This is a genomic window from Mesorhizobium sp. M1088 (assembly GCF_040318575.1).
Lineage (GTDB): Bacteria > Pseudomonadota > Alphaproteobacteria > Rhizobiales > Rhizobiaceae > Mesorhizobium.
The window spans coordinates 49,890-63,908 of record NZ_JAMYMO010000016.1 but is presented as its reverse complement, the minus strand read 5'-3'; the positions used below and the strand labels follow the sequence as shown (position 1 = coordinate 63,908).

Annotated in this window: 13 protein-coding genes; 7 read left to right on the top strand and 6 right to left on the bottom strand. The window is 60.8% G+C overall.

Annotated features, from left to right (window positions below):
• The first annotated feature begins 1 nt into the window (after nt 1).
• From NKH49_RS19485 to NKH49_RS19460, 6 genes are all read left to right on the top strand, one after another.
• Entirely contained in the window at nt 2–1,060 is a 1,059-nt protein-coding gene (locus NKH49_RS19485) for an LLM class flavin-dependent oxidoreductase (RefSeq protein ID WP_352927383.1), read from the top strand.
• On the top strand, nt 1,057–2,532 hold the full coding sequence (locus NKH49_RS19480) for an aldehyde dehydrogenase (RefSeq protein ID WP_352927380.1): 1,476 nt from the start codon (nt 1,057–1,059) through the stop codon (nt 2,530–2,532). The genes NKH49_RS19485 and NKH49_RS19480 overlap by 4 nt, the downstream gene beginning before the upstream one ends.
• An 83-nt stretch (nt 2,533–2,615) precedes the next feature.
• Nucleotides 2,616–3,635 carry an ABC transporter substrate-binding protein gene (locus NKH49_RS19475; RefSeq protein WP_352540533.1) on the top strand — a complete coding sequence of 340 codons (1,020 nt, stop codon included), beginning with the start codon at nt 2,616–2,618 and terminating at the stop codon, nt 3,633–3,635.
• Between the two features lie 66 nt (nt 3,636–3,701).
• Nucleotides 3,702–4,562, top strand: coding sequence for an ABC transporter permease (locus tag NKH49_RS19470; RefSeq protein WP_502896503.1), 861 nt, complete (start codon nt 3,702–3,704; stop codon nt 4,560–4,562).
• Nucleotide 4,563: 1 nt separating this feature from the next.
• The gene (locus tag NKH49_RS19465; protein ID WP_352471915.1) at nt 4,564–5,364 is read left to right on the top strand and encodes an ABC transporter permease; all 801 of its coding nucleotides are present in this window, start codon (nt 4,564–4,566) and stop codon (nt 5,362–5,364) included.
• Nucleotides 5,361–6,437: an ABC transporter ATP-binding protein gene (locus tag NKH49_RS19460; RefSeq protein WP_352471916.1), complete on the top strand. Its 1,077-nt coding sequence runs from the start codon at nt 5,361–5,363 to the stop codon at nt 6,435–6,437. Before NKH49_RS19465 ends, NKH49_RS19460 begins: the two co-directional genes overlap by 4 nt.
• A gap of 501 nt (nt 6,438–6,938) precedes the next feature.
• Here NKH49_RS19460 and NKH49_RS19455 read toward each other — a convergent pair.
• The 4 genes from NKH49_RS19455 to NKH49_RS19440 form a co-directional block, all read right to left on the bottom strand.
• Complete coding sequence (locus NKH49_RS19455; RefSeq protein WP_352816444.1) at nt 6,939–7,976, bottom strand: phosphatidylglycerol lysyltransferase domain-containing protein; 1,038 nt, start codon at nt 7,974–7,976, stop codon at nt 6,939–6,941.
• A 268-nt stretch (nt 7,977–8,244) separates the two neighbouring features.
• Nucleotides 8,245–8,967 (bottom strand): glycosyltransferase, encoded by a 723-nt coding sequence (locus tag NKH49_RS19450; RefSeq protein WP_352448862.1) that lies wholly within the window; start codon nt 8,965–8,967, stop codon nt 8,245–8,247.
• Nucleotides 8,968–9,075: 108 nt separating this feature from the next.
• Nucleotides 9,076–9,849: a glycosyltransferase family 2 protein gene (locus NKH49_RS19445; protein ID WP_352502417.1), complete on the bottom strand. Its 774-nt coding sequence runs from the start codon at nt 9,847–9,849 to the stop codon at nt 9,076–9,078.
• Between the two features lie 113 nt (nt 9,850–9,962).
• Complete coding sequence (locus NKH49_RS19440) at nt 9,963–11,126, bottom strand: glycosyltransferase family 4 protein (RefSeq protein ID WP_352927375.1); 1,164 nt, start codon at nt 11,124–11,126, stop codon at nt 9,963–9,965.
• Nucleotides 11,127–11,347: 221 nt separating this feature from the next.
• Between NKH49_RS19440 and NKH49_RS19435 the strand changes: the two genes are divergently transcribed.
• A complete protein-coding gene (locus tag NKH49_RS19435; RefSeq protein ID WP_352815625.1) occupies nt 11,348–12,328 on the top strand; it encodes a glycosyltransferase family 2 protein in 981 nt (326 codons plus the stop codon).
• Between the two features lie 30 nt (nt 12,329–12,358).
• Here the strand turns inward: NKH49_RS19435 and NKH49_RS19430 are convergent, their stop codons facing one another.
• Together NKH49_RS19430 and NKH49_RS19425 are read right to left on the bottom strand one after the other, a co-directional pair.
• A complete protein-coding gene (locus NKH49_RS19430; protein WP_352471922.1) occupies nt 12,359–13,054 on the bottom strand; it encodes a sulfotransferase family protein in 696 nt (231 codons plus the stop codon).
• 14 nt (nt 13,055–13,068) lie between these two features.
• Nucleotides 13,069–13,848: a sulfotransferase domain-containing protein gene (locus NKH49_RS19425; protein ID WP_352471923.1), complete on the bottom strand. Its 780-nt coding sequence runs from the start codon at nt 13,846–13,848 to the stop codon at nt 13,069–13,071.
• Nucleotides 13,849–14,019 lie beyond the last annotated feature (171 nt).

Here is a 14,019-nt window from a genome sequence, read left to right as displayed (position 1 = left end):
GATGAAGTTTTCGCTTTTCGTGCACATGGAGCGATCGGATCTGGCAAAGCCGCATTCCGAGCTTGTCGGCGAGCTGGAGGAGCTGGTTCTGCAGGCGGAAGAGGCAGGATTCGAGACTGCCTGGATCGGCGAGCATCACGGGATGGAATTCACCATCTCGCCGAACCCGTTCATCAACATCGCCTGGCTCGCCGCCAAAACCAGGCGCATCCGGCTCGGAACAGGAACCATCGTCGCGCCGTTCTGGCACCCGATCAAGCTTGCCGGCGAAGCAGCGATGGCCGACGTCGTCACCGGCGGCCGTCTCGACATCGGCATTGCGCGCGGCGCCTACGCTTACGAATACCAGCGACTTTTCCCAGGCCTCGAGGCCTGGGTCGCCGGGCAGCGTATGCGCGAGATGGTGCCGACGATCCGGGGCCTTTGGGATGGTGATTTCGAACTCGCCGGCGAGTTCTGGTCGTTTCCTTCAACCACCTCGTCGCCCAAGCCGCTGCAAAAGCCTTATCCGCCGATCTGGGTGGCCGCACGCGATCCGAACTCGCACGACTTTGCGGTTTCCAGCAAATGCAACGTCCAGGTGACGCCGCTTGCCTCCGGCGATGGCGAAGTGGCCAGCCTGATGGAGCGTTTCAACGCGGCGTGCAATGCCCACCCCGACGTACCAAGGCCGGAGATTATGCTGCTGATGCATACTTTCGTCGCCGAGGATGCAGCGGAGGCTGACCGGCTCGCGCAGGATCTGTCGCAGTTCTACTGCCAGTTCGGCGCCTGGTTCCAGAACAAGAAGCCGGTGCACCAGGGCATAATGGAAGCGCTGACCGAAGACGAGATCGCGGCCATGCCGCAATATGCGCCTGACAAGATCAGGCAGAACCTGGTCATTGGCGAAGCCGACGAGGTGATCGCCAGGCTGAAGGCCTACGAAGCGCTCGGCTACGATCAGTATTCGATCTGGATCGACAGCGGCCTTTCCCATCGGCGCAAGAAGAAATCGCTGCAGCTCTTCATCGACAGGGTGATGCCGGCCTTTTCCGAACCGAAAGCCGGATTGCGATGAGCACCACTCAATTCAGGAACTATATTGACGGCAGCTTCGTCGAAGTGGCGGCGACCTTCGACAGCATCGATCCCTCGACGGGCGCGCCATGGGCGAAGATGCCCGCTGCATCGTCTGATGACGTCGACCGCGCCGTCGAAGCTGCTCACCGGGCGCTTGGCTCCGGCACGTGGCCGGCAATGACGGCAACGGCACGCGGCAAGGTTCTGGTGCGGCTCGGCGATCTGGTGGTCGCCAATGCCGACCGGCTGGCGGAACTCGAGACGCGCGATACCGGCAAGATCATCCGCGAGACCCGCGCCCAGATCGCCTATGTCGGCGACTATTACCGCTATTATGGCGGGCTGGCCGACAAGCACGAGGGCTCGTTTGTTCCCATCGACAAGGCCGACATGGAAGTGACCATCCGGCCGGAGCCAATCGGCGTCGTAGCCGCCATTGTGCCGTGGAACTCGCAGCTCTTCCTGTCCGCCGTCAAGCTCGGGCCGGCGCTGGCGGCCGGCTGCACCATCGTTCTGAAAGCATCGGAAGACGGCCCTGCCCCGTTGCTGGCCTTCGCTGAACTCGTCCATGAGGCGGGATTTCCCGCCGGGACCGTGAACATCCTGACCGGCTTCGGCCACGATTGCGGTCACCGGCTGACCAGTCATCCGCTCGTCGCCCGCGTCGCCTTCACCGGCGGTCCCTCGACCGCTCGGCAGATCGTCAGGAATACGGCGGAAAACCTCGCCTTCACGACGCTCGAGCTCGGCGGCAAAAGCCCGGTCGTGGTGTTTGCCGATGCCGATCTGGACAGCGCCGCCAACGCGGTCGTTGCCAGCATCTTCGCTGCCACCGGCCAGAGCTGCGTCGCCGGCTCGCGGCTGCTGGTCCAGCGCTCCGTGAAGGACGAATTCCTCGACCGGCTCAAGCGCAAGGCCGAGGCGATCAGGATTGGCGATCCGCAGGATCCCGCGATCGAAATGGGACCGCTCGCCACCTCGCGCCAGCGCGAATGGATAGAGAAGATCATTGCTGAAAGCCTGGCCGCGGGCGGGCAACTGGTCACCGGCGGCATCCGCCCCGCGGGCATGGCGGACGGCTTCTATTACGCGCCGACGATTATCGACGCGCCTGATCAGACGCTTGCCTGCGTGCGCGAAGAGCTCTTCGGCCCGGTGCTCTGTGTGCTAGCCTTCGACAGCGAAGCTGAAGCGCTTTCGCTCGCCAACGACACGAAGTTCGGCCTGGCGTCCGGCGTGTTCACCACCAATCTGGCAAAAGCCCACCGCATGGCGCGCGGCATCCATGCCGGCGTTGTCTGGATCAACACCTATCGGGCGGTCTCGCCGCTGGTTCCGTTTGGCGGCTACGGCCAATCCGGGCTCGGCCGCGAGGGCGGCCTCGATGCGATCCGCGACTACACGCGTTCGAAATCGGTGTGGATACGCACCTCCGACGACCCAATTCCCGATCCTTTTGTCATGCGGTAGCCGCCGCTGGCCGGAGATGCGCGATCAAGGCGAAAACGACCGATCGCGAACAGACACCAACGAAAACAACAGAGGAGAACGACATGAAACTGATCATCACCGGCTTCCTTGCCGGATTTATTGCAACGACAGTTCTGGCAACGACGGCCGCAAAGGCCGAGGACATGGTCTTCACCAGCTGGGGCGGGACGACCCAGGAAGCGCAGACCAAATCCTGGGCCGAGCCGTTCACCGCTGCATCCGGCATCAAGGTCATGCAGGACGGCCCGACCGACTACGGCAAGCTGAAGGCGATGGTCGACAGCGGCAGTGTCAACTGGGACGTCGTCGACGTCGAGATGGATTTCGCCATCAAGGCGGCCAAGGACGGTCTGCTCGAGCCGATCGACTTCAAGGCCGTGTCGAAGGCCGACCTCGATCCGCGCTTCACCACCGATCATGCCGTCGGCAGTTTCTACTATTCCTTCGTGCTCGCCTGGAACAAGGGCGCCGTTTCGGGTGAACCGGCCGGCTGGGCCGACATGTTCGACCTGACGAAGTTCCCGGGCAAGCGGACCTTCTACAAATGGTCGGCGCCCGGTGTCATCGAGATCGCGCTGCTGGCCGATGGTGTTCCGGCGGACAAGCTCTATCCGCTGGATCTCGATCGCGCCTTCAAGAAACTCGACACCATCAAGTCGGACATCGTCTGGTGGGGCGGCGGGGCGGAGTCGCAGCAATTGATCGCATCCGGCGAAGCAACGTTCGGCCAGCTGTGGAACGGCCGCGTCTTCGCACTGGACAAGGAAGGCGCCGATGTCGGCGTCTCCTGGAACCAGAACCTGACCGCAGCCGACGTTCTGGTGGTACCGAAGGGTGCCAAGAACAAGGATACGGCGATGAAATTCCTCGCCGCGGCGAGCAGCCCCGCCGGCCAGGCCAAATTTGCCGAAGCCAGCGGCTATGCGCCGATCAACACCAAGGCCAAGGCAGAGATGCCGGCCGATGCCGTGAAATCGCTGCCGGACGCTCATGTCGACGGACAGATCAATCTCGACATGAACTACTGGGCCGCCAATCGCGACACCATCGCCGCGCGCTGGTATGCCTGGCAGGCGAAATAAGCCCGCCCCTGAACCGCAATGGACGAGACGGTTCGCGCCGTCTCGTCCCGTAGCCGGGTCGCTGTCATGTCGGTCGAAACACGCCGGAACTTTGGAACGGTGCGGGTGCCGGCAGGTCTCAATGGCCTGCTGCCGGCCCTGATTCTGATTATGCTGTTCTTCGTCGTCCCCGTGCTGGCGCTGCTTTTGCGCAGTGTCACGGAGCCCGAGCCAGGCTTGCAGAACTATGCTGCCCTGCTCGGTGACGGCACCTATGCGCGGGTGTTCTTCAACACATTCCTGGTCGCGGCGTTGGTCACCATCGTCACGGTCCTTGTCGCCTTTCCGGTCGCCTGGATGCTGGCGATCATGCCTTCGGGACCGGCCTCGATCATCTTCGGCATCATCATTCTGTCGATGTGGACGAACCTGCTCACCCGCACCTATGCCTGGATGGTGCTCCTGCAGCGTACCGGCGTCATCAACCGGACGCTGATGACCATCGGCGTCATCGACCACCCGCTGCCGCTCATCAACAATCTCACCGGCGTCACCATCGGCATGGTCTATATCATGCTGCCCTTCATGATCCTGCCGCTGGTCGGCACGTTACGGGCGATCGATCCGATGACGCTGCGTGCGGCGTCGCTGTGCGGCGCAAGCCCTTTCCAGGCGTTCCGCCGCATCCTCGTGCCGCTGTCGTTGCCCGGCGTCGCCGCCGGTGGCCTGATGGTCTTCGTCATGTCGCTCGGCTACTTCGTAACGCCGGCACTGCTCGGCGGCACGTCGAACATGATGCTTGCCGAAATGATCGCGCAGATGGTCCAGTCGCTGCTCAACTGGGGGCTCGGCAGCGCCGCGGCCTTCATCCTGCTTGTCGTCACCATGGCTCTCTACGCGCTGCAACTGCGCCTTGCCGGTGCCAGGCGCATGAGCGGAGGCATCTGAGATGCTGCTCGACTATGACCGCATGGGTGGACTGCGGGTTGCCCTGCTCGGCTTCACCGCGCTGGTCGCCGGCTTTCTTCTGTTGCCGGTGGTCTTCATTGTCCTGCTCTCCTTCGGCTCGTCGCGCTGGCTGGCCTTTCCGCCGCCCGGCTGGACGCTCAAATGGTACCAGGAGCTTTTTGCCGATCCGGCCTGGCTCGGCGCCGCACTGACCAGCGCCCGGATCGCCACCATGACGGCGATCCTGGCAGTGGCGATCGGCCTGCTCGCCTCCTTTGCCCTGGTTCGCGGACGGTTTGCCGGACGTGAGATCGTGCGTGGCCTGCTGCTGACGCCGATGGTGCTGCCCGTCGTTGTCTTCGCCATCGCCATCTACGCCTTCTTCCTTCGCCTTGGCCTCGGCGGCACCACCATCGGCTTCGTCATCGCCCACACCGTGCTGGCGCTGCCCTTCGCCATCATTCCGATCGCCACCGCGCTCGAAGGGTTCGACAAGTCGATCGAGGACGCGGCAATCGTGTGCGGGGCAAGCCCGCTCGAGGCCAGGCTCAGGATCACCTTGCCGTCGATCCGGATCGGCATCTTCTCCGCCGCGATCTTTTCCTTCCTCGCGTCGTGGGACGAAGTCGTGGTGGCGATCTTCATGGCCAGCCCGAGCTTGCAAACCTTGCCCGTCAAGATCTGGGGCAGTCTGCGGTCGGACCTCAGTCCGGTGATCGCCGCTGCCTCCAGCCTGCTGGTCGGGCTGACGCTTGCCCTGATGGTGATGACGGCGCTGCTGCAGCGAAAGTTCCGGACATGACCCACCCTTTCCTCTCCATCCGCAATCTGCGCAAGGCGTTCGGGGCGATCGTCGCCGTGCACGACGTCACGCTGGACATTCCCAGGGGCGAGTTCCTGACCTTCCTCGGGCCCTCCGGTTCGGGAAAATCGACGACGCTCTACGCGATCGCCGGCTTTCAGGACCCGACTTCCGGCGATGTCTTGCTGGAAGGAAAGTCGCTGCTTGCGGTGCCCCCGCACAAGCGCAACATCGGCATGGTCTTCCAGCGCTACACGCTGTTTCCGCATCTGACGGTGGCCGAAAACGTCGCTTTTCCGCTGCGGGTTCGCCGCCGGCCGGACGCCGAGGTGAAGAAAAAGGTCGCCGACATGCTGGCCCTGGTGCGGCTCGAAAGCTTTGCCGGACGCTTACCCGGTGCGCTGTCGGGCGGCCAGCAGCAGCGGGTCGCGCTGGCCCGGGCGCTGGCCTACGATCCTCCGATCCTTTTGATGGACGAGCCATTGTCGGCGCTCGACAAGAAGCTGCGCGAGGAAATCCAGGGCGAAATCCGCCGCATCCATCGCCAGACGGGCGTCACCATTCTCTACGTCACCCACGATCAGGAAGAGGCGCTGCATCTGTCGGACCGAATCGCCCTGTTCAAGGATGGCCGCATCGAGCAGACCGGCACCGGCGAGGATCTCTATCTCAGGCCGGCGACCGATTTCGTCGCCGGCTTCATCGGCAATTCGAATTTCCTCGCCGCCGAACATCTCGGCACCACCAACGGCACGACAACGATCCGCATGACAGACGGTTCGGTCATATCCGGAGTCAGGGCCAACGGCACGTTCGGCAAGGGCCAGAAGACCAGGCTGATGATCCGGCCCGAAGCCTTTAGCATGGAGCGGAGCCCGGCGAGCGCGGAACTGAATGTCGAGATCGTCGACATCGCATTTTACGGCGAGCGCCGGCGGATCGTCGCGCGCATCGCCGCTGGACAGGAGGTTGACATCAGGCCGACCTCCGCCGCCATGCAATCGCAGGATGTGTGGCCCTGCAGCCGGCAGGTCTTTTTCGATCCCGCTGCTGCATTCCTGTTTCCGGCCTGACTAAGCCGCGGTGGATCGCCGCCCTTCAACGCTTCGCAGCTGATTGGATGGCGGGCGCAACTCCCGTACCCATTGACAGTCGTCATGCTCGGTTGGAAGATGAAGAAGGTCCGCGGCGATAGCCATACGGGAAGGCAATGGTCCAACCGCCAGATACCGGACACCATCCTGGCAGCGTCGTCGCGGTCATCGTCATTTGTTTGATCATCGTTGCTTTGTTCTTCATAGGCTTCAGATACTCAAGGCCAGGCCAGGGTACCCTCGTAATTCCCGGCGGTACGCTGCAGCAACCGTGAATCCGACCCCTTGGCGCTGACGCGAAGCCGTTCTCAGGCTGCCAAACGTGCCCCGGCGGGACTGGGGGACGCCGCAGAATAGGCCGGCGGTTCGCAGCCGGTCCTTTGCTTCCCGCCGCGGCATTCCTTTCCCACCTAAACAACCAAGCCTGACCGGTGTGAGGTCAACCATACCAGGAGGCGACGAGCGCTCAGCCACCAGGCACTAGACGGCCCTGATCAGCCGGAGCAGAGAAAGCGCTTCGAAAAAGGTCCCCTTGCGAAAGGCAAGATAGGTCGGCTCTTCGACACCATGGAACCGGCGCTTGAAGGCCGCCTGCCCCTGCAGATTGAAGCGGGTGCGATTGACCCAGGGCGAGTCATAGGCACGCTGGAAGGCGTGCCGCCAGAAATCGCTTTCGGCAAACCCGCTAGGTCCGATTTCGACAAGCGGCGACAGGCCTAGGGTGACGACGGAAACACCTTCATCGCGAAAGCGGTCAACCGCGAATTTGGTCAGGCCGATCTCGGCATGCGCCGAGGCATCGATGTGCTTGCGCTTGAACGAGGTGGTGTAGCCGATGACCTTGCCGTCGCTGAACAGCGGATCGAAATCCAGCAAGGCCACGAGTTCCCCATCCGGACCGTGCAGGACGAAACGGCGCATATCGACGCCAAGGTGATCGGCAAAGGGCCTGTTGAGAAATCTCATCTCCCAGCGCTTGACAATGCGGTCGGCCCGCCAATTTTGGGAGAGCCTGGCAATCTCGTCGAGGAAGACAGTCCCGTTGTCCTCAGCGAAGGAAAAACCCTTCTTCAAGAGCCAGCGTTCGGAATAGCGCACTGTCTCATTGCGCTTTCCGGAAAAGTCGTGTCCGGGCAGGACAAGCCTGGTATCGACGCCGAGGCGGTTGACCTGATAGCCAAGCCCGGCAAGCACGCGCGCCGTCTGGTCGCCGATCTGCACGAACCACGGGCTGCCGGCAACCTCGATGAAACGTCGGATATAGTCGCGCCGATCGGCCGGGGCAGCCACTGGATCACCGAGCGCGAAATGATGTCGCGTTTTGCTGCCGTAAGCGATGTAGCCCTGGGCATCGCCGAAGTAGTGAAGCCCCCTCTGCACGGCGGTCGAATAGGCAAGGGAAAAATCACCATGGCGACGGACCAGCGTCAGGCGCTCGACATGGTTCAGCTGCAGCCGCGGTATTTTAGGCCCGCGGTTCTCCAGGAAACGATCGAGGCGTCTTCGCAGTGACGGCATGGTCGACTTTCGCGTGCCGGCTAGGCCGATGAAAGAGCTGACGGACTCCAAACCGATCATATTGGCGCGAGCTGAACCTTATCTCAGCGCGGCATGGTTACCCGGCCGGTGCCGCCAGATTCGTAGGCGCAATCTGCTCCGGTCCCGCCCCCCGGCGGCAACACGTTGTCGACGCCCAGCACCTGACGGCTGGTTGCTGCGCCCTTGGCGACACGAAAATCAATGCCACTTTCGGAAGCGCCCAGGTCACCTGCCAAACACGATGTTCTTATCGAACGGCGCTCTGAGAAGATTCCGCTTGATCGGAAGCCAGGAACTCGTCGCGTTCTGCTATCCACAAATCGGCGTAGTCGACATTCTGCCATTCGGCAAACCACGGGCCGCCGCTGGTATAGTGGACCGCCTTAGGTGTGCCGACCGCAGGCTTTTCATTCCAACCTTCGAGCCAATTCCACTCTACCGGCAATGAGCCCAAATCTTTGTCGGCAACCCACTGCATTCGGTGAAGATAGGCGCCACTTTCCTGATTCACGACCTCTGGCGTGAGCGATCTGACCGAAGGATGCGCGCAGTTGAACAGCATCAGCGACGACCAGTTTTTCCGAGGATAGGACGTCTGGACCACACCATCCATCTTGGTTGTGGCCTTCGGCGTATAGTCATGCTGGACGCAATAGACCGCCTTGTCTGAGTCCGTATATTTCAGCAGGCCTGCGACGTCACCAAGCCACAGGAAATCGCAATCGCAAAACAGGGCCCAACCCGTGTAGTCGGCGAGAAAGGGCGTGAGGAAGCGCGTGTAGGTGAACTCCGTTGAGGCGAGCGGGTCTTTTTCCCGCCAATATAGCCCGCGGGCACGCATCTCGTCCTGTTTGATCGGAATGACGGAGACAGGCGCCGACGCATGTTTGAGCAGCGAGTGTCGCGCGACGTCGTACGCGATCGGCTCACGACTGTCCCATCCGATAAATACCCTAAACGCATCAGTCATATTCACTACCCTGGCTTTCGATTTTTACGGTCGTACACTAACTAGTTGGCGATGGCTCGGCAACAATTGCGGTCAACCAAGCCGGTTTCTCACAGATTTGTCCTGGCCTCAGCCTTGCGTTTTTGGGTGGACCTGGCCTCGCATTCCCAATGCGACACGAGCCCATTTCTGATAGGTGTAGCTGGCCGAATACGCGGCCACCATCGCACCAATGGAACCGTCCAGAAATCCCAGCCGGAAAATATAGCTGCGCACATAGGCCCAGACCGAGCGCAAGACCGCCTTGCCTATCGAGCTTTTTTTGCCCTCGGCAAGCAGTTGCGCGGCGGACGCTTCTGCGTACCGGCCGATCTTGTCGTGGGCATCTGCCAAGTCGGTAATGGAATCGTGCTCGATCGGCTGGGACAATCGGCTGACCTTCCCGTTCACCAATACCTTCTCGTGCACGGTGTCGTCGCTGAACCGCCCGGAGCGGCGACGGAAGAGCCTGAGCACCAGATCGGGCGACCAGCCGCTATGGCGGACAATGTGCCCGCAAAAGCGCGATCTTCTCGGTATTTCGAAGCCGTCATTGGCTTTTGGGTCGGCGATTGCGGCCCTTATTTCCGCGCCGAGCGGCGCCTCCACCCACTCATCGGCATCCAGCGACAGGATCCAATCCCCCGTTGCCGCGGCCAGCGCACGGTTTTTTTGCGCGCCAAAACCGGGCCAATCGACGGTCATCAGAACCTTTGCCCCCAGAGCACCGGCAATCTCCCTGGTTCTGTCGCTGCTGTTGTTGTCGAGAACGACGATCTCATCGGCAAAATGGACCGACTGAAGGCATTGCGCGATGGACGCCTCCTCGTTGCGGGTGATGATAATGACCGAGAGCGCCGGCACGGTCAGAATGCTCCGGCATCAAAGCTGCCACTGTCATTCGAATGCATCTGCAGCATCGGCTCCCGGCCCGTTAGCACACTGAGGGTACTAACCTAATTCAACAAAGTCGAAAATCATTTCAGATCAAGGCTTTCATAAAGCGCCATCATTCGCTTGATCATGACATTGAAATCATAGTGTTCGGCCGCCGCTCTCACCCGGGCTGCGGTGTCAGGTCGTGACGACAACTGCAGCGCGTGCGCGAGCGCTGCAGCGAGGTCGCTTTCGCTGGCCGCATCGCAAACGAGCGTCGGCTCGAACCGCTCGACAAGCTCGCGCGCTCCACAGCCGGTGCTTACCACGGCGGGCAAGCCGCTGGCCATCGCTTCGATGACCACTGTGCCGAAAGGATCATAGATGGAAGGCAGCACGGCAATATCGGCCGCGCCGTACCACGGCAGCATGTCTTTCTGCGGCCCCAGCATCTTGAGCCGTGCGCCGAGACCGAGCCTGTCACCGGCCTGCCTGAAAGCGTCGGCGCGCGAATCATGGCCGATGACCCACAATTCAGGCTCGCCATCGAGCCTGGCGGCCGCCTTCATCAGTGCAAGCAGTCCTTTTCGCGCAAAGCCCGAGCCGACAAACAGGACGACCGGCCTGTTTTCGTCGACGTCGAGCCGCGCGCGGATTGTCGCCCGATGCTGCTGGCGAAGCTGCGGGTTGAAGCGGTCGAGATCCACCCCGTTGGGAATGTGGTGCACATTTTCCGCCGGATAATCGTAGTGACGGACAATGTCCTCTGCCACCATCTTCGAAATGGCAATGACAGCTTTGAGCCTCGGGCTGGCGTAGGTTGCACGTTCAAGGCGCAGCGTCTGGCGGTGAAAGGGGCTCAGCGCCATTGCCGCCCTGCCAAGCCGCGTCTCGAAACGCCGCCGCTCGGCAAGATAGGCGGCATGAACGCCCTCCCCGGCCCGGAAGACATCGCAGCACGGGAGGCGATCGTTGCTCTGCACCAGCGCCGGCGGCATCTCGGCGATCTTGCGGCAGGCAGCTTGAGCAAAGGACGCCGCCCGCAGCGAACGCGGAAAGCGGCGGCCGGCACAATGGATGAATTCTATGCCTTCATAGCGCGGCCAGTCGCCGGAGAGCACGGCCACCGGCCGCTGACGCGCGGCGAATGCGGCCATGATGTTTTCCAGCATGATCTCGCCTCCGCCAAAAGGCGCATAACGCTGGCGCACGAACAGGATCGGCCTGTCGAATTGAATTTCGGTGCCACGAATGCCGGCGTACATAGGGTCTGGGCTCCGGCCTTGTTGCCATCTGACGATGTCTATAGAGGCCAGCTCGCATCGGCAACACTTGGAAAGCTTCCCCGCCGGAACTCAGAACAGGCCTGTGTCGATTGTCCGCAACTGCTTGCGATTTGCCTAACGGTGCTGCATGTAGAAATTAACTGCAAACAGCGGATCAGCGCCAGCTCCAGCCGGTGACCGCCATGAGGGGAATCGATGGCTTGAGCAAAGCAACCTGGCCCGCCATTGTCCGCCGGACGATTACCGACACCGCCATATATCGGCTGAGACACACCTTCGGAAGACGGGCAGAAGTGTCATCGCTGCGGCCGATAACGCCCCTTAACGCGAATGACCTGCCTTTGATCCTCGTCATCCGCAACGAGGCGGACAGGCTACCCCCGTTCCTGAAGCACTATCGCGAACTCGGCGTCACCAGATTCGCCGTCCTCGATGATCGCTCGACCGACGGCACAGCTGAGCTTCTGGCCGAGCAGCCAGATGTCGATCTATTCAGCTCGCCGGTCACCTATTCGCAGTCGGACCTGGGAAACCTTTGGCGGCAGCGGATTGTGCAGATCTATGGTCAGCCTCGCTGGTATCTGACCGTGGATGCGGACGAATATCTTGTCTATGACGGCATGGATCAGCATCCGCTCGGTGCGATGGCCGACTGGCTCAAGCGGCGCGGAATGACACGCCTGCTGGCGCCGATGATCGACATGTATCCGAGCGGAAACATCTGGGACGTACCCTTCGATCCCATCGTGCCGCCATGGCAAGTTGCGGACCATTTCGACGGCAGCGGCTATGAGGTGACGAGGAGCCCCCGGCATCTCAAGATCACAGGCGGCCCGAGAACCCGGCTTTTCGCCAGGCAGCACAAGTTGACCAAGTTTCCTCTGATATATGTTGATCGCCAGACGATTTTTACGTCGATTCACTCACCGCTGCCCTACTGGCGAAACTATATAAAGGGATTGGCTGGCCTGCTTCATTTCAAGTTCTTCGCCGATTTCAACGACAAGGCGCAGGTCGCGGTGGCGGAAGGTCAGTATTGGAACGGCGCTTCCAAATATCGCCAGTATCATGAGGTATCGAGCGGTAAAGCCGCTCTCAGCGCGATGAGCGAACAGTCAATGCTGTACGAAGGAGCTCACAGCCTGTTCAAAACGGGTTTGATCGACAAAATTGATTGGTAGACGGCAGTTCAAGCAGATGCCGAGCCGAGATCATGCATAACCGAATGCTTTCATAAGCTGGGCACCTCGTCCCTGTACCAGGTCCTGTAGCTCGGCGTTTCCAAGTTCGGAGCGCCATCTTCCGCTCCCGTCATAGATCGGCTGATTGACCTGTTGGTTCCGGAGCACCGCATGTGGCGTCTCGCCGCTGGCGTCGGTCGGCTTGAACCACTGCTGCGGGTTCTTGTGATAGTCGAGGAGATCCGGCCTGAAGGTTACATCGAGAAAGCCGCATATCTGCTCGACGACTTTGGCCGGATTCTCGACCAGGTCCTCATAGCGATAGATCAGCACATCCGGCTTTCCCCGTTCCGCAAGAACCAGCGCATTGTCGTTGATCCAGCGGTCGAGAGCCTCCGTTGGGTCGCCAAGTCGTTTGATCAGGGACGCTACGACGTCGCGTCCATCTCGCACCGGCATGACGAAACGCGCGCCGGGCACGAGCCGGCGAATGCGGGCGACACGGCGGATATGCCGCGGTGTCTTTTCAAGCAGCACGTTCTTTCCAGCATCGAGCGCCGCCCGCTTCAGTTTCCAGAAGCGGAACATGGCCAGTGGCGTCCACTTGAAGAAAATGTTGGTTTCCTGGAGCGGCAGGTAGACGTCGGGATGCGACGCAAGGATCGTCGCAATCAACGTCGTCCCGCTATGGCCGCAGCCGCAAATGAATCCGGTCCGCATCACCATGTCGGCAATGCTCCCTAACCCAAGGCGACCCGGGCGCGGTTATCGACGCGAGCGTAGCACAAGCCGTTCGTGCTAAAAACCTTGTCCAGCTTCTCCCAATATTCGAACTTAGCCAACTGCTCGTCACAATAGGCCACATCGTCCTCGGAAAGATATTCGCCGTAACCGCCTATCTTGCCCTTGCGCACCTTGAAGCTTTCGGGATCATTCGCATCGCGCGGCTGTAATATCTTGCCGTATCGATCGGACAGATCACCAGTCGATTCACTCACTTTCATCTTGTCGAACGTTCGGTTGTTCGCCACCTCGACAAGCGTCCGATCGTCAGCCTGCTGGTTCAGGAATCCAAGGATCGCGCGAAGGACACCAGCGGTATCCCGATGCATATCTTCATATTGAAGATACCGGATTTCGCGCATCCGGGGCATGGCCGCGAACCAATGCAGATTGAATCTGATGATCTTTTCAATCCCATGATTGTCGCTTCTGATAAAATCACTGAACGATCCCGCTGGAAGCATGTGGCGCTTCTGAACCTGAAAGTACCCTGAGACCACCGTATCTCTTGGATCGCGAACAAGCATTATTGTTCTTCTCTTTTTATACCGAGATTTATTCTCCTTGAGGCTCGATTTCGGTCGAAGTAACTTGTGGTCGGTTCCGTCGTGAATGTATTGAACTTCAACTCCGAGATCGTCCAGCATGACACGTAGCCACGTGCGCCCCGATTTTGGAAAGGATACGATAAGAGGAAGAGGCGGCGCTTTGGCCTGGAAAAATTTTAGAAAGGACATGGGAGAGACCTCCTTTAGATTATCAGAGCTGGCGCCCGAACCGCTGCCGGCCAGACCAACCCCATTACTGGGCGCCTAAGCCTACGGCTAATTCGAACACAAGGCAGAAATGCCAGCAAGAATTGCGATCCTCTGCGGGGCGAATTGGCCTTTACTATATCCCGGTTCGGA